Raw genomic sequence first — 23,545 nt, 5'->3', positions numbered from 1 at the left:
CCGTATTCTGGCAGCGGCACGGTCGGCCGTTTCGACTCCAGTGCTGCACGGCTCGGTTGTCTATTCGCCACGGAACGCCTTGCCGGCGAGCAGGCTGACAAGCTCCTGCTGGCGTGACAGGCCAGTCTTCGATAGCACGGCCTTGAGCTGGCTGCGCACCGTCTCCCGATTGACGCCGGTGGCATCCGCAAGCGCATCGATGGTCACCGCCTGGCCGATGCCCCGCGCCACACGCGCCTCCGCCGGCGTCAGGTCGAACAAGCCTTGCAGGACTTCCGCCGTCGGCACCACGGCGCGATCGACCGGCGTCACCACCAATAGCGCGGTGGCCTGGGTGAAGATATCGCGCGCATCGCCGCGCACGGGGATGACATGCAACACCATCGGCACGCGGTCTGCCGTCGCAGCGATCGGTATCGACTTGACGGTGCGGCCGCCGGCAAGGGACTGCGGACCGAGCGCCTCCGCAAGCAGCACATCCGCCGTGACATCCGTCATCGTGACGCGCTCGATACGATCCTGAAACAGCGAAGGGACCAGCGCTTCGAACAAGCCGTTCGCCGCAAAGACCCGGCCACGCCCGCGCAACACCGCGCCCGGCAGGCCAAGCACCTGCAACGCGTCAGCCTGCGCACGGGCGCGCTCGAAGCCGATGCGGTTTGCCGCAAGCGAAGCCCGGGCCAGATGCGGCCGCAGCCCATCCAACAGATTGACGACGTCTCGAGGCACCGGACCGTGATCCTGATGCCGCGGCATCACGATCGCGATTGAATCGCCGCTCGGCATCGGAATGATCGTCCCCGCGCGGTAGCCAAGGCCGTGTTTGCGGTAAAAATTGCAATAGACGTCGTTGGTCGCAATTTCCTCATCCGAGAGGAGGTCATAGTCAGTGACGAAGCCTGCATGATTGAGGGCAATGGCGCGCGGCAGATTTGGATCGCGTTCGCTCCATCCGTCGTTCAAGAAAACCGGCATGAGCTGGTCATATTCGGCAGAATTGACCGCGCTGGTGTAGCCGTCGCGCACGCCGAACAGAAAGCCGCCGTTCCCGCCGATCGCGGCACTGAGTTCGCCGAGCACAGCCGGCCAAAGCGACGGAATGAGCCCCGCCTCGTAAATGCGGTCGATCAGGGGTTCAAAATGAGCCGGCTCGCTCATGGGGAATTGCAAACATTACAGTTGTGGCAGGAGGCCATTTCCCGACTTGATAGCAGCGGTCACCCATCCGGGTGAAGCAATATCCTCGTTCGCAAAAAGAAAAAGCCGGCTTCGCAGCCGGCTTTCTCGTTGATTGGCGTGGAACCTTTACTCCGCCGGCGGCAGCGCCAAAGGTTCGGCTTCCGGAGCGGTCGGCACGATCGCCGACTGCTTCTCGCGTTCGTCCAGGATCAGCTTGTCGCGCTTGACGGCGACTTCGCGGATCTTGGCCATCGAGGCGCCGGTGCCCGCCGGGATCAGCCGGCCGACAATGACGTTTTCCTTGAGGCCTTCCAGCGGATCCACCTTGCCGTTGACGGCGGCTTCGGTGAGCACGCGGGTGGTCTCCTGGAACGAGGCCGCCGAGAAGAACGAGCGGGTCTGCAGGCTCGCCTTGGTGATGCCGAGCAGAACCGGCGTTCCCGTGGCGGGCTTCTTGCCCTCTTCCTTTGCCTTCAGGTTGAGCGCGTCGAACTCGATCTTGTCGACCTGCTCGCCCGAGATCATGTCGGTGTCGCCCTGGTCGGTGATCTCGACCTTCTGCAGCATCTGACGGACAATCACCTCGATGTGCTTGTCGTTGATGAGCACGCCCTGCAGCCGGTAGACTTCCTGGATTTCGTTGACCAGATAGGCAGCGAGTTCCTCGATGCCCTTGATCGCCAGGATGTCGTGCGGCGCCGGATTGCCTTCGACGATGAAATCGCCCTTTTCGACGATGTCGCCGTCCTGCAGATGGATGTGCTTGCCCTTCGGGATCAGGTACTCGCGCGGCTCCTCGGTCTTGTCCATCGGCTCGATCGAGATGCGGCGCTTGTTCTTGTAGTCGCGGCCGAAACGGATCGTGCCGGCGATTTCCGCGATGATCGCCGCGTCCTTCGGCTTGCGGGCCTCGAACAGTTCGGCCACCCGCGGCAGACCGCCGGTGATGTCGCGGGTCTTGGCGCTTTCGGTCGAGATACGCGCCAGGATGTCACCGGCCTTGACCTTCGCGCCGGTATCCACCGACAGGATGGCGTCGACCGACAGCATGTAGCGGGCATCGCCGCCACGCGCGAGCTTGAGCACCTTGCCGTCCTTGCCCTTGACCACGATCGCCGGACGCAGATCCGCCCCGCCCCGCGCGGCGCGCCAGTCGATGACGACGCGCTTGGCGATACCGGTGGATTCGTCGAGCGTTTCCGAAATCGACTGGCCCTCGACGAGGTCCTCGAACCCGATGGTGCCCTCGACTTCGGTGAGAACCGGACGGGTGTACGGATCCCATTCCGCGATGCGCTGGCCACGCTTGACCATGTCGCCTTCGTCGACGTGCATGCGCGAGCCGTACTGAATACGGTGCGTCGCCCGCTCGGTGCCGTCGGAATCGACGATCGCAACCACCATGTTGCGGACCATCGCGATCAAGTGGCCTTCGCTATTCCGGGCGATGGCCTTGTTCTTGATGGTGACCTTGCCCTCGAAGTTCGATTCGACGAACGACTGCTCGTTGATCTGCGCTGCGCCGCCGATGTGGAACGTGCGCATCGTGAGCTGCGTGCCGGGCTCGCCGATCGACTGCGCCGCTATCACGCCGACCGCCTCACCGTGGTTGACCGGTGTGCCGCGGGCCAGATCGCGGCCATAGCACTTGCCGCAGATGCCGTTGACGAGTTCGCAGGTCAGCGCCGAACGGATTTTCACCTCCTGGATGCCGGCCTGGTGGATGGCGTCGACATGCGACTCCTCCATCAGCGTGCCGCGCTTGACCACGACCTTGTTGGTCGCGGGATCGCGCAGATCCTCGCCCGCGGTGCGGCCGAGAATACGCGAGGCCAGCGAAGCGACCACCGTGCCGGCATCGACGATGGCGCGCATCTTGATGCCGAGCTTGGTGCCGCAATCGTCCTGCGTGATGATGCAGTCCTGCGCCACGTCGACCAGGCGGCGGGTCAGGTAACCGGAGTTCGCGGTCTTCAACGCGGTATCCGCGAGACCCTTGCGGGCGCCGTGGGTCGAGTTGAAGTATTCGAGCACCGACAGACCTTCCTTGAAGTTGGAAATGATCGGCGTCTCGATGATCTCACCCGACGGCTTCGCCATCAGGCCGCGCATACCGGCGAGCTGACGCATCTGGGCCGGCGAACCACGCGCGCCCGAATGCGCCATCATGTAGATCGAGTTGATGTCGGCGTCGGCGCCCTTCGGCGTCTTCTTGGTCGAGGAGATTTCCTTCATCATCTCCTTGGCGATTTCTTCGGTCGCCTTCGACCAGGCGTCGACCACCTTGTTGTACTTCTCGCCATGGGTGATCAGGCCGTCGTTGTACTGCTGCTCGAAATCCTTCGCCAGCGTACGGGTGGTGTCGACGATCTTCCACTTGCTGTGCGGCACCACCATGTCGTCCTTGCCGAAGGAGATGCCGGCCTTGAACGCATTGTAGAAGCCGAGCGCCATGATGCGGTCGCAGAAGATCACGGTCTCCTTCTGACCGCAGTGGCGGTAGACCTGGTCGATCACGCCGGAGATTTCGCGCTTGGTCATCAGCTTGTTGATGATCTCGTACGAAATCCGCGGGTTCTTCGGCAGCACGTTGCCGAGCATGACGCGGCCCGCGGTGGTCTCGATCCAGCGCTTGGTTGCCTTGCCGCTCTCGTCGGTGCCCTCCCACCGGTACTTGATCTTGGTGTGGAGGTGGATGACCTTCGAATGCAGGGCGTGCTCGAGCTCGGCCATGTCGCCGAAGATCTTGCCCTCGCCGGGCAGGCCTTCACGCATGATCGAGAGATAATAGAGGCCGAGCACGATGTCCTGCGACGGCACGATGATCGGCTGACCGTTCGCCGGATGCAGGATGTTGTTGGTCGACATCATCAGGACGCGCGCTTCCAACTGCGCTTCCAGCGACAGCGGAACGTGCACGGCCATCTGGTCGCCGTCGAAGTCGGCGTTGAACGCCGCGCAAACCAGCGGATGGAGCTGGATCGCCTTGCCTTCGATCAACACCGGCTCGAACGCCTGGATGCCGAGGCGGTGCAGCGTCGGCGCGCGGTTGAGCAGCACCGGATGCTCGCGGATCACCTCGTCGAGGATATCCCAGACCTCGGGACGCTCCTTTTCGACCAGCTTCTTCGCCTGCTTCACGGTGGTGGACAGGCCCTTGGCGTCGAGCCGCGAATAGATGAACGGCTTGAACAGTTCGAGCGCCATCTTCTTCGGCAGGCCGCACTGATGCAGCCGCAGCTCGGGACCGACCACGATCACCGAACGGCCCGAATAGTCGACGCGCTTGCCGAGCAGGTTCTGCCGGAAGCGGCCCTGCTTGCCCTTGAGCATGTCGGCCAGCGACTTCAGCGGGCGCTTGTTGGCGCCGGTGATGACGCGGCCGCGGCGGCCGTTGTCGAATAGCGCGTCGACGGCCTCCTGCAGCATGCGCTTTTCATTGCGGATGATGATGTCGGGCGCGCGCAGCTCCATCAGCCGCTTCAAGCGGTTGTTGCGGTTGATGACGCGGCGGTAGAGGTCGTTGAGGTCCGAGGTCGCGAAGCGGCCGCCGTCGAGCGGCACCAGCGGACGCAGGTCCGGCGGGATCACCGGCACCACGGTCAGGATCATCCACTCCGGCTTGTTGCCGGAATAGCGGAACGCTTCAACGATCTTCAGCCGCTTGGCGAGCTTCTTGTGCTTGATGTCGGATTCAGTCTCCTGCATCTCCGCGCGCAGGGACTGCTCGAGCTTTTCGAGCTCGAGACCCTTCAACAGCTCGCGGATCGCTTCCGCGCCGATCATGGCGGTGAACGAATCCTGGCCGTATTCGTCCTGCGCCTTCAGGTACTCGTCTTCCGACAAGAGCTGACGGTCCTTGAGCGCGGTCAGGCCCGGCTCCAGCACGACGTAGTATTCGAAGTACAGGATCCGCTCGAGATCCTTCAGCGTCATGTCGAGCAGAAGGCCGATGCGGGACGGCAGCGACTTCAGGAACCAGATGTGGGCAACGGGTGCCGCCAGCTCGATATGACCCATGCGCTCGCGCCGGACGCGCGACAGCGTCACTTCGACCGAGCACTTTTCGCAGATGATGCCCTTGTACTTCATCCGCTTGTACTTGCCGCACAAGCACTCGTAATCCTTGATCGGCCCGAAGATGCGGGCACAGAACAGGCCGTCGCGCTCCGGCTTGAAGGTCCGGTAGTTGATGGTCTCCGGCTTCTTGATCTCGCCGTAGGACCAGGACAGAATCTTCTCCGGGGACGCAATCGAGATCCGGATCTGGTCGAAGACCTGGGCCGGGGTCGTCGGATTGAAGAGATTCATAATTTCTTGGTTCATCGTCTTCTCCTCGCGTGCCGGTCGTCACCGGCAGCAAATTCGAAACTCTTATTTGGTGCGCGCCCCACTCAACGTCCGAGAGGAGCGCGAATGCCCGGCCCTTTTGCGCGAAGCTTGCCTCGCGCTTTGGGCCGGACATGGAATCTCAAGCGTTACTCAGCCGCCTCGGACGTCGGCGCCGGTCCCATCTTGGAATTGTGCAGGTCGACGTTGAGGCCGAGCGAGCGCATTTCCTTGACCAGCACGTTGAACGACTCCGGAATACCCGCCTCGAACGTGTCGTCGCCGCGCACGATCGCCTCGTACACCTTGGTACGGCCGGCAACGTCGTCCGACTTCACGGTCAGCATTTCCTGCAGCGTGTAGGCCGCGCCGTAGGCTTCCAGCGCCCACACCTCCATTTCGCCGAAGCGCTGGCCGCCGAACTGCGCCTTGCCGCCCAGCGGCTGCTGGGTGACGAGCGAGTACGGACCGATCGAACGCGCGTGGATCTTGTCGTCGACCAGATGGTGCAGCTTGAGCATGTAGATGTAGCCTACCGTCACCTTGCGATCGAAGGCGTCGCCGGTGCGGCCGTCATAGACGGTCGACTGGCCGGAGGCGTCGAAGCCCGCGAGCTTCAGCATCTCCTCGATGTCGGCTTCCTTGGCGCCGTCGAACACCGGCGTCGCGATCGGCACGCCGTGGCTCAGATTGCGGCCCAGCTCCATCAGCTCGTTGTCGTTCAGCGTCTTGATGGTTTCATCGTCGCCATAGATCTTCTTCAGGGTCTCGCGCAGCGGCTTGAGATCCTGCTTCTGATAATAGCCGTCGATGGTCTGGCCGATGCGCTTGCCGAGGCCGGCGCACGCCCAACCGAGATGTGTCTCCAGAATCTGGCCGACGTTCATGCGCGAGGGCACGCCGAGCGGATTGAGCACGATGTCGGCATGGGTGCCGTCCTCGAGGAACGGCATGTCCTCGATCGGAACGATCTTGGACACCACGCCCTTGTTGCCGTGGCGGCCGGCCATCTTGTCGCCGGGCTGGATCTTGCGCTTCACCGCGACGAAGACCTTGACCATCTTCATCACGCCGGGCGGCAACTCGTCGCCACGCTGCAGCTTTTCGACCTTGTCGAGGAAGCGCTGTTCAAGGCCCTTCTTCGACTCGTCGTACTGCTTCCGCATCGCCTCGATTTCGGCCATCAGCTTGTCGTTCGGTGACGCAAACATCCACCACTGCGACTTCGGATACTCCTCGAGCACGGCGCGCGTGATCTTGGTGTCCTTCTTGAAGCCCTTCGGACCCGCGATGCCCTGGCGGTTTTCCAAGAGCTCGGCGAGGCGGCCGTAGACGTTGCGGTCAAGGATCGCCTGCTCGTCGTCGCGGTCCTTGGCCAGACGCTCGATCTCTTCCCGCTCGATCGCCAGCGCGCGCTCGTCCTTGTCGACGCCGTGGCGGTTGAACACACGCACTTCCACGATCGTACCCTGCACGCCCGGAGGCACGCGCAGCGAGGTGTCGCGGACGTCGGAAGCCTTTTCGCCGAAGATGGCGCGCAAAAGCTTTTCTTCCGGCGTCATCGGGCTTTCGCCCTTCGGCGTGATCTTGCCGACCAGGATGTCGCCGGCGCGGACTTCGGCGCCGATATAGACGATGCCGGCTTCGTCGAGGTTTTTCAGCGCCTCTTCCGAAACGTTCGGAATGTCGCGGGTGATTTCCTCAGGTCCGAGCTTGGTGTCGCGGGCCATCACCTCGAACTCCTCGATGTGGATCGAGGTGAAGACGTCGTCCTTCACGATCCGCTCGGAGAGCAGGATCGAGTCTTCGAAGTTGTAGCCATTCCACGGCATGAACGCGACCAGCACGTTGCGGCCGAGCGCGAGCTCGCCGAGATCGGTCGAGGGACCGTCGGCAATGATGTCGCCCTTCTTGACGATGTCGCCGACCTTCACCAGCGGACGCTGGTTGATGCAGGTCGACTGGTTGGAGCGCTGGTACTTCATCAGCCGGTAGATATCGACGCCCGACTTGGTCGGATCGAGATCTTCGGTGGCGCGGATCACGACGCGGGTGGCGTCGATCTGGTCGATCACGCCGGAACGGCGGGCGGCGATCGCGGCACCGGAGTCACGGGCCACCACGCCTTCCATGCCGGTACCGACGAACGGCGCCTCGGCGCGAACCAGCGGCACCGCCTGGCGCTGCATGTTCGAGCCCATTAGCGCACGGTTGGCGTCGTCGTTCTCGAGGAACGGGATCAGCGCCGCGGCAACAGAGACGAGTTGCTTCGGCGACACGTCCATATAGTCGACCTTGTCCGGCGTGATCGGCAGCACTTCGCCGGCGTGACGGCAGACGATCAGATCTTCGGTGAAGCGGCCCTTGGCATCGAGCGGCACGTTTGCCTGCGCCACGCGATAACGGCCCTCCTCCATCGCCGAGAGATACACGACCTCGTCGGTGACGCGGCCGTCCTTCACCTTGCGGTAAGGCGTTTCGACGAAGCCGTACTTGTTGACGCGCGCGAACGTCGCCAGCGAGTTGATCAGGCCGATGTTCGGACCTTCCGGCGTCTCGATCGGGCAGATGCGGCCGTAATGCGTCGGATGCACGTCGCGCACCTCGAAGCCGGCGCGCTCGCGGGTCAGACCGCCCGGTCCAAGCGCCGAGAGGCGGCGCTTGTGGGTGATCTCCGACAGCGGGTTGGTCTGATCCATGAACTGCGAGAGCTGGGACGAGCCGAAGAACTCGCGCACCGCGGCAGCCGCCGGCTTGGCATTGATCAGGTCCTGCGGCATCACGGTGTCGATGTCGACGCTGGACATGCGCTCCTTGATCGCGCGCTCCATGCGCAGGAGGCCGATGCGGTACTGGTTCTCCATGAGTTCGCCGACCGAACGCACACGGCGGTTGCCGAGATGGTCGATGTCGTCGATCTCGCCCTTGCCGTCGCGCAGGTCGACCAGCGTCTTGATGACGGCCAGGATGTCTTCCTTGCGCAGCGTGCGGTGGGTGTCGGGCGCATCAAGTTCGAGGCGCATGTTCATCTTGACGCGGCCGACCGCGGAGAGGTCGTAACGCTCGGCGTCGAAGAACAGCGACTGGAACATGGTCTGGGCCGAATCGATCGTCGGCGGCTCGCCCGGACGCATCACGCGGTAGATGTCGAACAGCGCGTCTTCACGCGTCATGTTCTTGTCGGCATGCAGCGTGTTGCGGATGTAGGCACCGACATTGACGTGATCGATGTCGAGCAGCGGCAGTTCCTTGTAGCCCTGCTCGTTCAGTGCCTTCAGCGACTTCTCGGTGAGCTCCTCGCCGGCTTCGGCATAGATTTCACCGGTCTTCGGGTTGACGAGATCCTCGGCGAGATAGTTGCCGATCAGCTCTTCATCCGACAGGCGCAGGGCTTTCAGGCCCTTTTCCTGCAACTGGCGCGCCGCGCGCACGGTCAGCTTCTTGCCGGCCTCGAGCACCACCTTGCCGGTGTCGGCGTCGATCAGGTCGTTGATGGTCGAGTAGCCGCGGAAACGGGCGGCGTCGAACGGCACGCGCCAACCTTCCTTGGCGCGCTTGAAATTGATCTTCTTGTAGAAGGTGGACAGAATCGTCTCGCCGTCGAGACCGAGCGCGTACATCAGCGAGGTCACTGGGATCTTGCGGCGACGGTCGATGCGCGCGAACACGATGTCCTTGGCGTCGAACTCGATGTCGAGCCAGGAACCGCGATACGGAATCACGCGCGCGGCAAACAACAGCTTGCCGGACGAATGGGTCTTGCCCTTGTCGTGGTCGAAGAAAACGCCGGGCGACCGGTGCATCTGCGAGACGATGACGCGCTCGGTGCCGTTGACGACGAAGGTGCCGTTCATGGTCATGAGCGGGATGTCGCCCATGTAGACGTCCTGCTCCTTGATGTCCTTGACCGACTTGGCGCCGGTTTCCTCGTCGATATCGAACACGATCAGGCGCAACGTCACCTTCAGCGGCGCAGCATAGGTCATTCCGCGCTGGCGGCACTCGTCGACGTCGTATTTCGGCGGCTCGAATTCGTAGCGGACGAATTCCAGCATCGAGGTGCCGGAGAAATCCGAGATCGGGAACACCGAGCGGAACACCGCCTGCAGGCCCTCGTCCAGTCGTCCGCCGACCGGCTCATTGACCATCAGGAACTGGTCGTAGGACGCCTTCTGAACCTCGATCAGGTTCGGCATCTCGGCGACTTCCTTGATGTGTCCGAAGAACTTGCGGACCCGTTTGCGACCGGTGAATGTCTGCTGCGCCATCATGGCCTCTCATTTTCGTCGCCTTAGTGGGCGAACCTTCCGAAGCGCGACTGCCATCGCCCCCGGGTTGAATTGTCGAATCGCTCGAAAGGAACAAAGCCCACTTCCAGGAATTAAATCCTGAACCCGTTCTCCAGCCCTTCAAAACGCAAAACGACGCGCGGGCGCATGACTGCACCCGCCCGTCATAACTGGTGGTTTCACGGACTGAAAAAGCCCGAAATCTGACTGTCTCCCAACGGGTTACGCCGGGGACCCTGCCGTCCCCGCCGCCTTACCGCGCTTTCCTGCTGCCGACCCGATATGGGGCGGCAATCGTGGAGATTCGAGGGGTAACCCCGCGAATCCCCACACTTTTTTGTGTACGCCGTGCTCCGGGCTACCCCACAGCACAAACTCTGCAAGCTCCGGCCATCCACGCCGCTGGCAGGAGATCCCGGGTCGCGCTGACGCCCGCCCGGGATTTCGCTGAAGTAACTTGTGTTACTTCAGCTCAACCTTGGCGCCAGCCTTTTCGAGCTGGGCCTTGAGCTTGTCGGCCTCTTCCTTGTTCACGCCTTCCTTGACCGGCTTGGGCGCGCCTTCGACGAGGTCCTTGGCTTCCTTGAGGCCCAGGCCGGTGATGGCGCGGACTTCCTTGATGACTTCGATCTTCTTTTCGCCGGCGGAAGCGAGAACGACGGTGAAGTCGGTCTTTTCTTCAGCCGGAGCAGCAGCGGCGCCGCCACCCGCGGGACCGGCAACCGCCACGGCGGCAGCGGCGGAAACGCCCCACTTTTCTTCGAGGAGCTTCGCGAGCTCGGCAGCTTCGAGCACCGTGAGGCTCGAGAGGTCGTCGACGATTTTCTGTAGGTCAGCCATTGATCAGTTCCTTAAAGGTTTGATTCGAACCAGATTTGATTTGCGAAGGGTCAGGCCGCTTCACTCTTTGAGGCATAGGCCTGGACGACGCGCGCGAGCTTGGCCGCGGGCGCAGTGGAGAGCTGAGCGATCTTGGTTGCCGGCGCCACCAGGAGGCCGACAAGCTTGCCGCGCAGTTCGTCCAGCGACGGCAATGAGGCAAGCGCCTTCACGCCGTTCACATCCAGGACGGTTTTACCCATCGAGCCGCCGAGAATGACGAACTTCTCATTCGTCTTGGCGAACTCCATGGCAACCTTCGGCGCCGCTACCGGATCGTTTGAAGTCGCGATCACGGTCGGCCCCTTCAAAAGGGAGCCAATGGCAACGACGTCCGTGCCTTCAAGAGCAATTTTGGCGAGACGGTTCTTCGAGACCTTCACCGACGCGCCCGCCTGCTTCATCTGCATGCGCAGCTTCTGCATCTGGGCCACGGTGAGGCCGGAATAATGGGCGACGACTGCAACGCTCGTGGTCTTGAAGACCTCGTTCAGCGCTTCAACCGCGTCCTTTTTTGCCGCTCTTTCCACAGCAAGCTCTCTCCGGTTGGCGGCCTTCGCTTACGAGCGAGACCGCCGGGTTGCACCCATCGTCTCGCCCAAAACCTGACCTCTAGACACCAGTCTCGAGGACACGCCGGGCAGACGACATTTGAAAAGCCTGCCCTCCCGAACCAGATGGCGCGGGGTGTCGAGGTTCGAACCAAATCAGCCATGGCGCCGCACGAGGCGACGCTAAAGCGAAATCCGGTCTTCACCCGTCTATGCAGGCTATAAGATTAAGCCGTTGAGGAACTTGCGTTTCTTCGCGGGCGCCTGCAGTCTCGGACAGGATCGGGGCCATCCGGCAAGCCGAAGGACCCCTGCCGCATTCCACGAAACGATGAGTTTTCCTTCCTTTCGAGCAATCCATGCGGATGTCCTGAAAGGAATGATCTCCTACCGTAACGGGTTTTCGGAATGCGCACACAGACGTGCCAGCTACGGCCAGCACGCCTGGAGGCCGTTGTTTAACGAGTCTTGCCCGGCTTGCCAAGGGCAAAATTCACACCAATTCCACCGACCGGTCGGAAAACAATTTTCGTTCCGGATCTCGAAATTTCTTTGACGGGTTTCGTCACACCGGCGACGCCCGCCTCGTCTTGGCCGCAGGAGGTTCCCATGCGGCGTCAGTTGGCGGCCATTCTTGCGATACCTCCGGTTCTGAACGGGCTGGCCATGCTTATGGCCGGACCGCTCTGGTACGAAACCGTGCCCGGGGTGACCGACACCGGCCCGTTCAACCCACATTTTGTTCAGGACATCGGTGCCGCGTTCCTCGTGGCCGGTCTGGCGCTGGCCATGCGGGCTTGGCGCCCGCGTTATTGGCCGGCAGCCGTGGCAGGCGCCGGCTTCCTCGCCGCGCACGGTCTGATCCACCTGGTGCTGATCATTAGCGGGCACGCACAGCACGCCGCGTTCGATCTCCTTGCCGTGGTCCTGCCCTCCGCACTCGCCCTCTATTCCGCCTTCCCCAACCAAGGAGAACAACATGCGTAGTTGGATCGCCCGCCGCAGTTTGCGTGCATTCGCCAGGCGCTATGGTTACGACGTCAGCTATCTCGAAATGATGCTGAACGAATCGCCTGCCGGCTTTTTCAAGTTCGCGCCCATCATGAAGGCGGCCGCGCACCGCGAGGCGGTCCCGATCGATGCCAGCTTCGCTGCCAAAATCGTCGGCGCGCTGGCGGAGGATTGCGGCCCCTGTACCCAGCTCGTCGTCGACATGGCGCTGGAGGCCGGAATGGCCAAGGACCAGATCGAAGCGGTGCTGCGCCGCGATCCGCGCGCGATGAATGACGCGACCATGCTCGGGTTCCGGTTTGCCGACGCCGTGGTGCGCCGCTCCCCCAATGACGATGAGTTTCGCGATGCCGTCCGCGCCCAGTGGGGCTCGAAAGGCGTGATAGACCTCACGATGGCGCTCCAGCTCGGCCGCATGTTCCCGATGGTGAAAGCCGGGCTCGGCTATGCCAAGGAGTGCCGCCGCGTCTCAGTGAATGGGCACAATGTCGATGTCGTCAAACAGGCTGCATGACGGCGACCCGCTGGCGCCCCATCGCGGGCGCCTGCTCGGGCTCGCCTATCGCATGCTCGGCAGCCGCAGCGACGCCGAAGACGTCGTGCAGGATGCCTATCTGCGATTCACCGGCGCACAGGATGTCCGCAACGCGGAAGCGTTTCTCGTCACCGTCGTGACCCGGCTTTGTCTCGATCGCCTGAAGAGCGCGAAGGCGCAGCGCGAGATCTATATCGGGCCTTGGCTTCCGGAGCCTGTGTTCGACGCGGAAAGTCTGTCGGCCGAAGCCGCCACCGAACTGGCCGACGACCTGTCGTTCGCCTTGTTGCTGGCGTTGGACCGGCTTTCTCCGATGGAGCGCGCGGCCTTCCTGCTGCACGATGTGTTCGACACGCCGTTTTCCGAAATCGCCGCGATGCTCGACCATAGCGAGGCCGCCTGCCGTCAACTTGCCTCGCGCGCCCGCCGAGCGGTACGCGAAAACCGCCCGGCACCTGCGGCCGCGCCGGACAATCACGCGCGCCTCCTGCGTCTCTTCAGCGAAGCGGTCGCCAGCGGCGATGTCAGTCGGCTGGCCGAATTGCTGCGCGAGGATGCGGTTGCGATCACCGATGGCGGCGGCCGCAAATTCGCGGCGCGCAATCCGATTGTTGGGAAAAACAAAGTCGCGCGCTTCTTCGTCGGCATTGCCGGCAAAACCGCCGGCCAGGACGTCCGTATCGAGCCGGCGGTCATCAACGGCGCCATTGGCGCGCTACTCTATCTCGATGGCGAACTCGACTTCACCTTGAGCATGGCGATCGATGGCGAAAGAATCGCCGCGATCTATGTCGTCCGCAATCCCGACAAGCTGCGCCACGCGCCGCGCCCCAGCTGAATGCGGATCGGTCAGCAGGAACCGATCCGCATGGATAACTCGACATCTTCGCCGAATGGCGTGGACAGATAACCGCCGGCCGACGCGCGCACGCGCGCCAGATAATCGGGGCTGTCATCGGCGTTGTCGGCGACGATTAAGGCGCCCGGCCGAAGGCGGCTCTCGACCAGCCTCAGGATTTCCGGATAGAGCGCTTTGGCCCCGTCGAGCAGCAGCAGGTCGATCGTATCGGGGAGATCGACGCTGAGCGTCTGCAGGGCGTCCCCTTCCCGGATCTCCACGAGGTCGATGAGACCGCCGGAGCTCAAATTATCGCGGGCCCGCGCCACCTTGGATGGCTCGAACTCGCTGGTGATCAAGCGGCCGCCGCCATTGTCCCGCAGCGCCGCGGCGAGATGCAGGGTCGAGATGCCGAACGAGGTCCCGAACTCGACGATCGTCCGCGCGCGGGAGCTTCGCGCCAGCATATAGAGCAGCGCGCCGGTCTCTCGCGAGATGGCGAGCGGTGCATTCTTCAAGCGCCCATAGAGGTCGTGGTAATCGGTCTTGCTCCGCATCATGCGCGCGCGGGCTTCGTGCGAGAGATCGGCCACGGCAGCCTCGGTCTCCGCCGAGGCCGCATAGGCCTCTTCGAACAGGCGGTCCAACAGGGGCGCAAGCGGGGTGGTGGTCAGGGTGGTCATGAAGGGTCTCCGGACTGGGGTGAGCGCGTCCTTGCGCAGGTCCAAAAATACGACTAATCATTCGCGTTTTCTAATCGCATTCCCGCCGCTCCTGATGACCGATCGTCGAAGCCCTTCAGTTTCCTCGCGAAAACGGCCCCAGCAGGTCCGCTCGACCGAGCTCGTCGCGGCGATCCTGGGTGCTGCTGTTCAGGTTTTGGCGAAGGAAGGAGCGCAACGCTTCACCACGGCGCGGGTGGCCGAGAAGGCCGGCGTGAGCGTCGGATCGCTGTATCAATACTTCCCGAACAAGGCGGCGATCCTCTTCCGCCTCCAAAGCGACGAATGGCGCCAGACGACCGAGCTGCTGCGCGGCATCCTTGAGGACGTCCGGAGACCGCCGCTTGAACGGCTGCGTACGCTGGTCCACGCCTTCATCCGCTCGGAATGCGATGAGGCCGCGGTGCGTGTCGCACTGGATGACGCCGCCCCGCTCTACCGCGATGCGCCGGAGGCTCACGAAGCGAGGGCGTCGGGAGACCGCACTGTCCAGCTCTTCATGCAGGAAGCGCTGCCCGAAGCCTCGGAGGTGACGCGTGCACTGGCCGGTGAGCTGATCACAACGATGCTCAGCGCGGTGGGAAAGCAGTTTTCGGAAAGTCCTCGAACCCCTGCCGAGATCGAGACCTATGCCGACGCCATGGCGGATATGTTTTGCGCCTACCTCAAAGGGCTCGCGCACCGCGGAGACGATCAGGCGGAGCTTGACGTCACGGGGTGAGCGAGCGGCTTGCCGGCGAAGAACGCGTCGAGATTGGCCAGCACGCAGTTCTGCATCGCCACATGCGACTCCAGCGTATGGCCGCCGATGTGCGGAGAGAGCACGACATTGGGCAGTGCCGTCAGGGCGTCCGGCGCATGCGGCTCCTTGGCGTAGACGTCGAGGCCGGCGCCGGCGATGGTCTGATCGGTCAGTGCCGCAATCAGCGCAGGCTGGTCGATCACCGAGCCGCGCGAAATATTGACGACGTAACCATCCTTGCCGAGCTTGCGCAGAATATTGGCATCGACGACGTGATGGGTGTCGGCGCCTGCCCGCACCGCGATCATCAGGACACTGCACCATTCGGCCAGCGCATCCAGGCTCGGAAAATACCTATACGGCACATCGTGCTGCCGGCGGCTGAAATAGCCGACCTCGGTCTCGAACGCGGCGACGCGCACCGCGATCTTGCGGCCGATCTCCCCCATGCCGTAGACGCCGATCTTGCGGCCGAGCATGCCCGCCTGCGGGCGCATCATCGGCGACGGTTTTGCGGCCGCCCAACTACCGCCCCGCACATAGTCATCCGCTACCAGTAACCGCCGCGTGGCGGCCAGCATCAGCGTGACCGCGATGTCGGCGACTGACGCCGCATTGGCGCCTGGGCTATGGCCGACGGCGATCTTCCGTTTCGCCGCCGCCGCCAGATCGACGCCGTCATAGCCGGTGCCGTAGCAGACGATCGCGCCGAGTTTCGGCATCATGTCCATCGCGTCACCTCGGAGCGGCGTGCCGCCCGCCGTGATCAGCGCTCTGATGTCTGCGAGTTGCTCGGCCGAGAACACCTCATTCGGCGCCTTGCCGGCGGCGTTCAGCAGTTCAAAGCGTTCGCCAAAGCGCTCCATCTGAGCTTTCGGGAAACGCGAATAGATCAGGACTTTCTCGGGCATTGTTCTTCCTTCTTGCCAAGTCCTTGCCAGGTCCAACGGGGCGACGATTACGCAAAAGCGACATCAAACGCAAAGGGCGGAATCGGTCACCCGATTCCGCCCCTGCAATTCACTTAAACCGCCACGAACTAGCCGAGCAGCGTGCCCGGCTCGACCTTGACGCCCGGGCCCATGGTGGAGGAGACCGCCACGCGCTGGATGTAGGTACCCTTGGCGCCGGCGGGCTTTGCCTTTGCCACTGCATCCGCGAGCGCTTTGACGTTCTGCACCAGCTTTTCCTCGGAGAACGACGCCTTGCCGACACCGGCCTGCACGATGCCGGCCTTCTCGACGCGGAATTCGACCGAGCCGCCCTTGGCGCCCTTCACGGCTGACGTGACGTCCATCGTCACGGTGCCGATCTTCGGGTTCGGCATCATGCCGCGGGGGCCGAGCACCTTACCGAGGCGGCCAACCAGCGGCATCATGTCGGGGGTTGCGATACAACGGTCGAAGTCGATCGTGCCACCCTGGACCTTCTCGACCAGGTCTTCGGCGCCGACGACGTCAGCACCGGCAGCCTTGGCTTCGTCCGCTTTGGCGCCACGGGCGAACACGCCGACGCGCAGCGTGCGGCCGGTGCCGTTCGGCAGGTTGACGACGCCACGAACCATCTGATCGGCGTGGCGCGGATCGACGCCGAGATTGATCGCGATCTCGATCGTCTCGTCGAACTTCGACGTGGCGCGTTCCTTGACCATCTTGATGGCATCCGCGAGCGGATAGAGCTTCTCGCGGTCGATGCCCTCACGGACCTTCTTCAAACGTTTTCCGATTGCCATGGTCCGTTACCCCGCAACTTCCAGACCCATCGAACGGGCGGAGCCCTCGACCATCTTCATGGCCGATTCGATTGAGTCGCAATTGAGATCCTTCATCTTCTTCTCGGCGATCTCGCGCACCTGCGCTTTGGTCACCTGGCCCGCCTTGTCGCGGCCCGGAGCTTTCGAGCCGGACTGGATCTTGGCAGCCTGCTTGAGGAAGAACGACATCGGAGGGGTCTTCATCTCGAAGGTGAACGAACGATCGGCGTAGATCGTGATCACCACCGGAATCGGGGTGTTCTTTTCTTCCTTCTGCGTCTGCGCGTTGAACGCCTTGCAGAATTCCATGATGTTGAGGCCGCGCTGACCAAGCGCGGGACCGATCGGGGGCGACGGATTGGCCGCACCGGCCGGGACCTGAAGCTTCAGGTATCCGGTCACTTTCTTTGCCATGTATCACTCCTGTTGTGCCGGCCGGGGCCGGCGGTTTCAGGGTCCGTGGTTCGGTTGAAGCGCGGTTGGCGACCGCCCTCTTCCTCCCACGGCCTTAGTTGACGCGAAGACAAGCTTCGCGCCGCTCCGATCAGACCTTCTCGACCTGACCGAATTCCAGTTCGACGGGCGTGGCGCGGCCGAAGATCGACACCGCGACCTTCACGCGCGAACGCGCCTCGTCAATTTCCTCAACCACGCCGGAGAACGACGCAAACGGACCATCCGCCACGCGGACGTTCTCGCCAATTTCGAACGACACCGACGCCTTCGGACGTTCGACGCCTTCCTGCACTTGGTGCAGGATCCGCATCGCCTCGGACTCGGAGATCGGCATCGGCTTGTTTTCGGCGCCGAGGAAGCCCGTCACCTTCGGCGTGTTCTTGATGAGATGGAACGCCTCGTCGGTCAGTTTCATCTTCACCAGCACGTAGCCCGGGAAGAACTTGCGCTCGGCGTCGATCTTGCGGCCACGGCGCACCTCGGTGACCTTTTCGGTCGGCACCAGCACCTGGTCGAACAGTTCCTCGAGGCCGCGCTGCTTCGCCTGCTCGCGGATCGATTCCGCCACCTTCTTCTCGAAGTTCGAATAGGCGTGAACGATATACCAGCGCTTGTCCATCGTAAGGGTTCCGGTGCTCATCATTGGACGCCCAGCAGGAAGGTGACGACGTAGCGGATGATCAAATCCGAGATGAAGAAAAAGATCGAAGCCATGGCAACCATGACGAAGACCATGATCGTGGTGATCGTCGTCTCGCGGCGCGTCGGCCAGGTGACCTTGGCGGTCTCCGAGCGCACTTCCTGCAGGAATTTGAACGGGCTGAAAGCCATCGTTGGGTACCGCGTCCTTTGAGACGATTGCGATTTAAAGCGAATCCGAACAGCCCTCTAGCGCCCAGCCCTCTCTCGAAGGATGAGCCGCCAAGCGGGCTCGATTGTTCGGGGGAATTCAAAGCCGCGCCGGATATCCGCATCTCAACGGGCCGGCAGCAGGTGGCGGGTATCTACTGCCGGCCGGGCAAAAGGTCAAGGTACGGGGTGCCGCGCCCCCCTTGTCGGCTGGCTGGTGGCCGACCGACCGGGGCGGAGCCATTGGTTAACCGCCGGTACCGGGTCGGGTCAAATGCACAAAAGGCCGCCATCCTGATCTTAAAAGCTCTTGGATATCAAAGCTCTTGGATATCCTGTTTGCTCCACTGGGGAGTGAGACGGCCATGGCACTGTTGGGCCAAGACTACGAAAGACCTTCGGGCGAGACCGCGTGGAGCATTCTCGACGCGGCACACGACCTCGGCGACACCGTCACCGTCGATGCCTGCCGGCGGGTGATCGATGCCGACCTGCGCGGCGACACGCCGGCCACCTCGGACATGGCGGTCCTCTCCGCATTCTTCGGCTAATTGCCGGACAGCGCTAGGAATTTTCGCCAAGCAGTTGACTGAACTGCTAATTTTAGTCGTGTACCGGCGATATCCGGCCTACGAACTCCCCAGCGTGGGGATCGATCCGTTTTTGCACCCTGACTGCGGGATTCCGCAGTCGATTCCGGCATTTGACATGGCTCAACAAGCCCCGCCGCACCGCTCCCTATCATTTTAGTCCATGCGCGCGCCCTGAAAGCCTCACCTCCGAGGCGCACTGGGTGCGGCCGAAATCTCGACTGCTGTCAGAGGTGGGCTGGAACAAATGAGGGTCGAGCTTGCACTTCCACCGTCGAAGCGGGATTTGCGGCTCGACCTGTTTCGCGGCCTCGCCAACTGGCTGATGTTTCTCGGTCACGTCTCCACCAGCGTGCTGGCCTGGTTTTCGTTCCGAAATTACGGCTTCAGCGACGGTGCCGATCTGTTCGTGTTCATTTCCGGCTACACCTCGGCGCTCGTGTTCGGCAGGCGAATGCTCGAGGGCGGCTTCGTTTTCGGAACGACCAGACTATTCCGGCGCGTCTGGCAAATCTACGTCGCCCACATTTTGCTGTTCGTGTTTTATCTGGCTTCCGTCCATTTCCTCACAAACAGCTTCAGCGCGCCTGACCTCGTCGATCGATTCAATGTCGCCCCCCTGTTGAACGCGCCGGTCGAAACCATCACGCAAGGGCTGTTGCTCCGATACAAGCCGCTGAACCTCGACGTGCTGCCGCTCTATGTCGTCCTGATGGCTGCTTTTCCGCCGGTGCTCTGGCTGATGCTCAGGCATCGCAACTGGGTAATGCTGGGATCCGTATTGCTCTACGTCACCGCCCGGCAATTCGGCTGGAACCTGCCCTCCTATCCTTCGGGAGTTTGGTACTTCAATCCATTCACGTGGCAGCTTCTCTTCGTGCTCGGCGCATGGCTGGCGCTGGGCGGGGCCAACACGCTGCATTTCCTGGTGCGCTCCAGAGCGGTCCTCGTGTTCGGGATGGCTTATTTGCTCTTCGCCGCCGTCATGACGCTGGCAGGGCTGATACCGGAGCTTCAGAAGGTCTTTCCGCGCGTTCTGTTCGAAGCCTTCAACCCGAACGACAAGACCAATCTGGCGCCGTATCGCTTCCTGCATCTGGCCGTCGTGATCATCCTGGGCGCGCGATTCATACCGATCGATGCGGCTGGACTGCAGGCCGCGATCTGGAAGCCTCTGGTCAAATGCGGCCAGCAATCCCTCGAAGTGTTTGCGGTCGGCATCTACCTTGCGTTCATCGGATATTTTGTCCTGACGACGACTTCGGACGGAATCATCCCGCAACTGCTGGTTGGAACCGCCGGCATCTCCATCATGACGGCTGTCGCCTATTACCGGTCGTGGTCGAAGCGCGTTGAAAAAGCGGTCCACGCCCATGCTGGTCCGCCGATCACGGGCAAATCCCAACCAATCGGCGGCGAGTTGGCCCGGCCGGCTGAACGATCAGCCGTTGGCGTTGTATGATCTCACGCTCCGCAAAGGCGAAGTGACGCGGATCGATCCGCGAAGGATCGCCGGCCTGTCGAAAATCAGCGTAAGTATTTGATTTAGCTGGCAGGAGTGGCAGGGCTCGAACCTGCGACCCCCGGTTTTGGAGACCGGTGCTCTACCAATTGAGCTACACTCCTGCAGGGAACCGGCGCGTGCGTCGGTTCGTGCCGTTTCAAGCATAGGGCATGCCCTGATTGCAAGGGCGAAGCAGCTTACTGCCCTACCCAAAGCAGGTCTTCTGCGCCAGACTTGGTCACCACAACAACAAGCGCAACGGGAGACACCATGAACGCGCAGACCGCCGCCCGGCAGACGTCCGCCCCCCAGACCCCTTCGCTCCCGCAGGCCAAGCCGGAAACCATCGGCCTCTCGGGCGTCCGCCTGCAGCGGATGTCGGACGCTTTCAAGCGGGAGGCGGACAAGGGAACCCTGCCCGGCGCCACCGTGATGGTGGCCCGGCGCGGCCAGATCGGCTGGTTCGATGCGATCGGCCGCCAGAGCCCGGCCGCCAGCGCGCCGATGGCGCATGACAGCGTCTTCCGTATCTTCTCGATGACCAAGCCGATCGTCTCGGTCGGCATCATGATGCTGGTCGAGGACGGCCACTTCATCCTCGGCGATCCCGTTGCCAAATTCATTCCAGAGTTTGCTACCCAGCAGGTCGGCGTCGAGAGCAACGGCAAGCTCGAACTGGTGCCGGCGAAGCGACAGATGACGGTTCAGGACCTGCTGCGGCATACGTCCGGCCTGACCTACGACCACACCGGTAACGGCCTCGTCCAGCAGCTCTATCAGCAGTCGCGGCTGCGCAGTCGCAAGATCACCAACGCCGAGCACGCCACCATGATCGCCGGCATGCCGTTGATCTGCCAGCCCGGCGCGGAATGGAACTACAGCCGCTCGACCGACGTCCTGGGCCGCATCATCGAAGTCGTCTCCGGCAAGTCGCTCGGCGCGTTCCTGACCGAACGCATCCTGGCGCCGCTACAGATGGCCGAGACCGCTTTCCATACCTCAGAAGCCAACGCCGGCCGCCTCGCCGAACCGTTCGCGAATGATCCGTGGAACGGCGACAAGGTGCAGCTCTTCAACATGCTGGAGAAGCCCGCGATGGAATCCGGCGGCGGCGGGCTGGTCTCGACCACCATGGACTATGCGCGGTTCTGCCAGATGCTGCTCAACGGCGGCGCGCTCGACGGCAACAGGATCATCGGCCGCAAGACGCTGGAGCTGATGGCATCGGATCATCTCGCCCCCGGCGTGAAGGTGGACTCGCCGCTGATGCCTCCGGGCCACGGTTTTGGGCTTGGCTTCGCAGTCCGCACTCACAGAGGCATCGCGCCGTTCCCGGGATCGCTCGGCCAGTTCTTCTGGAGCGGGATGGCCGGCACATTCTTCTTCGTCGATCCCGCGGAAGACCTGTTCACGGTCTTCATGATGCAGGGGCCCGGCCAGCGCGAATACATCCGCAACATGCTGCGGGATCTGGTCTACGCGGCGGTAGAGTGATTTCTCGTGCCCCGTACGCGACGCAGCACGAAGTGATGCGTCGCTGAGCCGGGGCCCACACCTTCGCCGCGGTTCGCACGGGTCCCGGCTCTGCGGAGCAGCGCTGGCGGACGATGCTTCGCATCGCCTAGGCTGCACCGCGTCCGGGATACGAGCCAACCTCAACTGATCGTCGCGCCGCCGTCGATCACGATGGTCTGCCCCGTCATGAAGTCGCCGGCCTTCGACCCCATCAGCACCGCAGCGCCCGCGATTTCGTCCGGCACGCCGATGCGTAAGAGCGGCGAGCGCGCGGTGGAAGCTTTCAGCGTCTCCGGATTGTCCCACAGCGCCTTGGCGAAATCGGTCTTGATCAGGCCGGGCGCGATGCAATTCACGCGGATATTGTGCTTGCCGTATTCGCAGGCCAGATTGCGCGCGAGTTGCATGTCGGCCGCCTTCGAGATCGCGTAGGCGCCGAGCACGGTCGAGCCCTTCAACCCGCCGATCGAGGACACGATCACGATCGAACCGTCCTTGCGCTCGATCATCTGCGGCACCACCATGTTGATCAGCCAATTATTGGCGACGATGTTGTTGTCCAGGATCTTGCGGAACTGTTCATCGGAGATGCCGCCGAGCGGACCATAATAGGGATTGGACGCGGCGTTGCAGACCAGCACGTCGATCTTGCCGAAGGCGCGGTTGGACTCGTCGACGAGGTTTTGCAGGTTTTCCTTGCTGGAAATGTTCGCGGCGATCGCGACCGCCGTCCCCTTGCCGAACTTGTCGTTGATTTCCTTGGTGACCTGGTCGCAAACATCCTGCTTGCGCGAGGAGATCACGACCTTCGCGCCGTGCTCCGCCATCCGCTCGGCGATGGCGCGGCCGATGCCGCGCGTCGAGCCGGTGATGACGGCGACTTTCCCGGTCATATCGAACAAGCTCATGTCTCTCTCCCGATGTTGATCCAGCGCGGTGCCGGTTTCGTTTTTCAATTCGAACTAAGCAGCCTTTGTGGTCCTCGACAACTTGAGACTCAGCCAAGTTTCGTCGCCGGCGGCTCGACCTCCGGTCCCGCCGGCTGGTGCATGGCGTTGTGCGAAGCGTCCGCGATCCATGGCTGCTGGTTGACCATCGGTAGCCGCCAGCGGCTGTGGCTGGCGCTGGAGAGGTGATCGAGCCGCGTCACCGAGCAATTGTCGATATCGAAGGCCATGCCCTTATCGGGATGGCCGCCGAGTGCATGACCGATGGCGGCTCTGATCGTGCCGCCATGGGCGACGACGATCAGGTCCCTGCCCGCCTGTTCGGCATTGATGCGTTCGATAGCACCGCTGACGCGGTTGTAGAGGTCCATAAAACTCTCACCGCCGGGCGGGACCTCGTCGATTTCCGCAAACCAGTGACTGCCGAGCGGACGGCTGGCGAGGAACGCCGCACGATTGAGGCCCTGCCACTCACCGAGATGCTGCTCGGCGAATGCGTTCACATGCGGCATCTCCGAAGGTTTCGGAAAACCCGCGGCCCAGATCGCGCTCGCGGTCTGGTGCGTACGCTTCAGATTGCTTGCATACCAGATCGCGTTGCGCGGCAGGATTTTTCCGACCGCCTCGAACACGATGCGATCGCTGCAGTCGCAGCCGAGATCCTTCTGCCCGTAAATGCAGCCGTTATCTTCGCGAACCGGCGCGTGGCGCACCCACCACCAGCGCGTGCTCACCAGTCGCGATTTGTCTGCATTGGACATCAGCAAAGCCCTCCAATACTGTTCGTTGTCGCTGTACGTCAGAGCAGTCATCGCCTCAAGTAACTTTGGTAGCCAAAGATTCCTGGGCGTTTGAA

Annotated in this window: 20 protein-coding genes and 1 tRNA gene; 7 read left to right on the top strand and 14 right to left on the bottom strand. The window is 62.7% G+C overall.

All coding sequences use genetic code 11. From position 1 onward, the window contains the following. Nucleotides 1–60: 60 nt before the first annotated feature. The 5 genes from LMTR3_RS27845 to rplJ form a co-directional block, all read right to left on the bottom strand. Nucleotides 61–1,158, bottom strand: a complete 1,098-nt coding sequence (locus LMTR3_RS27845; protein WP_065748159.1) for a helix-turn-helix transcriptional regulator — start codon at nt 1,156–1,158, stop codon at nt 61–63. 147 nt (nt 1,159–1,305) lie between these two features. Continuing rightward, on the bottom strand, nt 1,306–5,505 hold the full coding sequence (rpoC, locus tag LMTR3_RS27840; RefSeq protein ID WP_065748158.1) for a DNA-directed RNA polymerase subunit beta': 4,200 nt from the start codon (nt 5,503–5,505) through the stop codon (nt 1,306–1,308). A 152-nt stretch (nt 5,506–5,657) separates the two neighbouring features. Continuing rightward, nucleotides 5,658–9,776 carry a DNA-directed RNA polymerase subunit beta gene (gene rpoB / locus LMTR3_RS27835; protein WP_065748264.1) on the bottom strand — a complete coding sequence of 1,373 codons (4,119 nt, stop codon included), beginning with the start codon at nt 9,774–9,776 and terminating at the stop codon, nt 5,658–5,660. A 483-nt stretch (nt 9,777–10,259) separates the two neighbouring features. Then, complete coding sequence (gene rplL, locus LMTR3_RS27830) at nt 10,260–10,637, bottom strand: 50S ribosomal protein L7/L12 (RefSeq protein WP_065748157.1); 378 nt, start codon at nt 10,635–10,637, stop codon at nt 10,260–10,262. Between the two features lie 50 nt (nt 10,638–10,687). Next, nucleotides 10,688–11,206 carry a 50S ribosomal protein L10 gene (rplJ, locus tag LMTR3_RS27825; protein WP_065748156.1) on the bottom strand — a complete coding sequence of 173 codons (519 nt, stop codon included), beginning with the start codon at nt 11,204–11,206 and terminating at the stop codon, nt 10,688–10,690. A 630-nt stretch (nt 11,207–11,836) separates the two neighbouring features. Between rplJ and LMTR3_RS27820 the strand changes: the two genes are divergently transcribed. The 3 genes from LMTR3_RS27820 to sigJ are packed head-to-tail and all read left to right on the top strand — an operon-like array spanning nt 11,837 to nt 13,611. Beyond that, the gene (locus LMTR3_RS27820; protein WP_065748263.1) at nt 11,837–12,214 is read left to right on the top strand and encodes a hypothetical protein; all 378 of its coding nucleotides are present in this window, start codon (nt 11,837–11,839) and stop codon (nt 12,212–12,214) included. Then, complete coding sequence (locus LMTR3_RS27815) at nt 12,207–12,752, top strand: carboxymuconolactone decarboxylase family protein (RefSeq protein WP_065748155.1); 546 nt, start codon at nt 12,207–12,209, stop codon at nt 12,750–12,752. Before LMTR3_RS27820 ends, LMTR3_RS27815 begins: the two co-directional genes overlap by 8 nt. After that, nucleotides 12,730–13,611 (top strand): RNA polymerase sigma factor SigJ, encoded by an 882-nt coding sequence (gene sigJ / locus LMTR3_RS27810; RefSeq protein WP_141686839.1) that lies wholly within the window; start codon nt 12,730–12,732, stop codon nt 13,609–13,611. The genes LMTR3_RS27815 and sigJ overlap by 23 nt, the downstream gene beginning before the upstream one ends. Before the next feature lie 11 nt (nt 13,612–13,622). Here sigJ and LMTR3_RS27805 read toward each other — a convergent pair whose 3' ends face one another. After that, nucleotides 13,623–14,294 carry an O-methyltransferase gene (locus LMTR3_RS27805; RefSeq protein WP_065748262.1) on the bottom strand — a complete coding sequence of 224 codons (672 nt, stop codon included), beginning with the start codon at nt 14,292–14,294 and terminating at the stop codon, nt 13,623–13,625. Between the two features lie 94 nt (nt 14,295–14,388). On the opposite strand from LMTR3_RS27805, the gene LMTR3_RS27800 reads away from it, so the two are divergent. Continuing rightward, nucleotides 14,389–15,054 (top strand): TetR/AcrR family transcriptional regulator, encoded by a 666-nt coding sequence (locus tag LMTR3_RS27800; RefSeq protein ID WP_065748153.1) that lies wholly within the window; start codon nt 14,389–14,391, stop codon nt 15,052–15,054. On the opposite strand, the gene LMTR3_RS27795 is transcribed toward LMTR3_RS27800, so the two are convergent. The 5 genes from LMTR3_RS27795 to secE all read right to left on the bottom strand — a co-directional run bounded on the left by LMTR3_RS27795 (nt 15,027) and on the right by secE (nt 18,115). Next, nucleotides 15,027–15,986 carry a 2-hydroxyacid dehydrogenase gene (locus LMTR3_RS27795; protein WP_065748152.1) on the bottom strand — a complete coding sequence of 320 codons (960 nt, stop codon included), beginning with the start codon at nt 15,984–15,986 and terminating at the stop codon, nt 15,027–15,029. The two genes, LMTR3_RS27800 and LMTR3_RS27795, sit on opposite strands and share 28 nt — an antisense overlap. A 128-nt stretch (nt 15,987–16,114) precedes the next feature. Continuing rightward, entirely contained in the window at nt 16,115–16,807 is a 693-nt protein-coding gene (rplA, locus tag LMTR3_RS27790) for a 50S ribosomal protein L1 (RefSeq protein WP_057843562.1), read from the bottom strand. A gap of 6 nt (nt 16,808–16,813) precedes the next feature. Next, a complete protein-coding gene (rplK, locus tag LMTR3_RS27785) occupies nt 16,814–17,242 on the bottom strand; it encodes a 50S ribosomal protein L11 (RefSeq protein WP_065748151.1) in 429 nt (142 codons plus the stop codon). A 130-nt stretch (nt 17,243–17,372) separates the two neighbouring features. Beyond that, a complete protein-coding gene (nusG, locus tag LMTR3_RS27780) occupies nt 17,373–17,903 on the bottom strand; it encodes a transcription termination/antitermination protein NusG (protein ID WP_057849226.1) in 531 nt (176 codons plus the stop codon). Nucleotides 17,904–17,923: 20 nt separating this feature from the next. Further along, a complete protein-coding gene (gene secE, locus LMTR3_RS27775; protein ID WP_065748150.1) occupies nt 17,924–18,115 on the bottom strand; it encodes a preprotein translocase subunit SecE in 192 nt (63 codons plus the stop codon). Between the two features lie 383 nt (nt 18,116–18,498). On the opposite strand from secE, the gene LMTR3_RS27770 reads away from it, so the two are divergent. Together LMTR3_RS27770 and LMTR3_RS27765 are read left to right on the top strand one after the other, a co-directional pair. Continuing rightward, nucleotides 18,499–18,684, top strand: a complete 186-nt coding sequence (locus LMTR3_RS27770; protein WP_065748149.1) for a hypothetical protein — start codon at nt 18,499–18,501, stop codon at nt 18,682–18,684. A 286-nt stretch (nt 18,685–18,970) separates the two neighbouring features. Beyond that, nucleotides 18,971–20,185, top strand: coding sequence for an OpgC domain-containing protein (locus LMTR3_RS27765; RefSeq protein ID WP_084029846.1), 1,215 nt, complete (start codon nt 18,971–18,973; stop codon nt 20,183–20,185). 88 nt (nt 20,186–20,273) lie between these two features. Here the strand turns inward: LMTR3_RS27765 and LMTR3_RS27760 are convergent. Beyond that, nucleotides 20,274–20,349 (bottom strand) — tRNA-Trp (locus tag LMTR3_RS27760). 148 nt (nt 20,350–20,497) lie between these two features. Between LMTR3_RS27760 and LMTR3_RS27755 the strand changes: the two genes are divergently transcribed. Then, nucleotides 20,498–21,721 carry a serine hydrolase domain-containing protein gene (locus LMTR3_RS27755; RefSeq protein WP_065748147.1) on the top strand — a complete coding sequence of 408 codons (1,224 nt, stop codon included), beginning with the start codon at nt 20,498–20,500 and terminating at the stop codon, nt 21,719–21,721. A gap of 161 nt (nt 21,722–21,882) precedes the next feature. On the opposite strand, the gene LMTR3_RS27750 is transcribed toward LMTR3_RS27755, so the two are convergent. Both LMTR3_RS27750 and LMTR3_RS27745 read right to left on the bottom strand, forming a co-directional pair. Continuing rightward, nucleotides 21,883–22,650 carry an SDR family NAD(P)-dependent oxidoreductase gene (locus tag LMTR3_RS27750; RefSeq protein WP_065748146.1) on the bottom strand — a complete coding sequence of 256 codons (768 nt, stop codon included), beginning with the start codon at nt 22,648–22,650 and terminating at the stop codon, nt 21,883–21,885. 89 nt (nt 22,651–22,739) lie between these two features. Next, nucleotides 22,740–23,450, bottom strand: coding sequence for a histidine phosphatase family protein (locus tag LMTR3_RS27745; RefSeq protein WP_065748261.1), 711 nt, complete (start codon nt 23,448–23,450; stop codon nt 22,740–22,742). Nucleotides 23,451–23,545 lie beyond the last annotated feature (95 nt).

The sequence above is a fragment of the Bradyrhizobium sp. LMTR 3 genome (assembly GCF_001693485.1).
In the GTDB taxonomy this organism is placed as follows: Bacteria; Pseudomonadota; Alphaproteobacteria; order Rhizobiales; family Xanthobacteraceae; genus Bradyrhizobium.
This window is presented reverse-complemented; position numbering and strand designations above follow the sequence as displayed.

Coding starts and splice junctions, on each gene's coding strand:
- LMTR3_RS27755 (WP_065748147.1), top strand. CDS start 20,498: ATGAACGCGCAGACCGCCGCCCGGCAGACGTCCGCCCCCCAGACCCCT.
- rplA (WP_057843562.1), bottom strand. CDS start 16,807: ATGGCAATCGGAAAACGTTTGAAGAAGGTCCGTGAGGGCATCGACCGC.
- LMTR3_RS27765 (WP_084029846.1), top strand. CDS start 18,971: ATGAGGGTCGAGCTTGCACTTCCACCGTCGAAGCGGGATTTGCGGCTC.
- nusG (WP_057849226.1), bottom strand. CDS start 17,903: ATGGACAAGCGCTGGTATATCGTTCACGCCTATTCGAACTTCGAGAAG.
- rpoC (WP_065748158.1), bottom strand. CDS start 5,505: ATGAACCAAGAAATTATGAATCTCTTCAATCCGACGACCCCGGCCCAG.
- LMTR3_RS27770 (WP_065748149.1), top strand. CDS start 18,499: ATGGCACTGTTGGGCCAAGACTACGAAAGACCTTCGGGCGAGACCGCG.
- secE (WP_065748150.1), bottom strand. CDS start 18,115: ATGGCTTTCAGCCCGTTCAAATTCCTGCAGGAAGTGCGCTCGGAGACC.
- LMTR3_RS27750 (WP_065748146.1), bottom strand. CDS start 22,650: ATGAGCTTGTTCGATATGACCGGGAAAGTCGCCGTCATCACCGGCTCG.
- rplK (WP_065748151.1), bottom strand. CDS start 17,242: ATGGCAAAGAAAGTGACCGGATACCTGAAGCTTCAGGTCCCGGCCGGT.
- LMTR3_RS27820 (WP_065748263.1), top strand. CDS start 11,837: ATGCGGCGTCAGTTGGCGGCCATTCTTGCGATACCTCCGGTTCTGAAC.
- LMTR3_RS27845 (WP_065748159.1), bottom strand. CDS start 1,158: ATGAGCGAGCCGGCTCATTTTGAACCCCTGATCGACCGCATTTACGAG.
- sigJ (WP_141686839.1), top strand. CDS start 12,730: ATGTCGTCAAACAGGCTGCATGACGGCGACCCGCTGGCGCCCCATCGC.
- LMTR3_RS27805 (WP_065748262.1), bottom strand. CDS start 14,294: ATGACCACCCTGACCACCACCCCGCTTGCGCCCCTGTTGGACCGCCTG.
- LMTR3_RS27800 (WP_065748153.1), top strand. CDS start 14,389: ATGACCGATCGTCGAAGCCCTTCAGTTTCCTCGCGAAAACGGCCCCAG.
- LMTR3_RS27745 (WP_065748261.1), bottom strand. CDS start 23,450: ATGTCCAATGCAGACAAATCGCGACTGGTGAGCACGCGCTGGTGGTGG.
- LMTR3_RS27815 (WP_065748155.1), top strand. CDS start 12,207: ATGCGTAGTTGGATCGCCCGCCGCAGTTTGCGTGCATTCGCCAGGCGC.
- rpoB (WP_065748264.1), bottom strand. CDS start 9,776: ATGGCGCAGCAGACATTCACCGGTCGCAAACGGGTCCGCAAGTTCTTC.
- LMTR3_RS27795 (WP_065748152.1), bottom strand. CDS start 15,986: ATGCCCGAGAAAGTCCTGATCTATTCGCGTTTCCCGAAAGCTCAGATG.
- rplL (WP_065748157.1), bottom strand. CDS start 10,637: ATGGCTGACCTACAGAAAATCGTCGACGACCTCTCGAGCCTCACGGTG.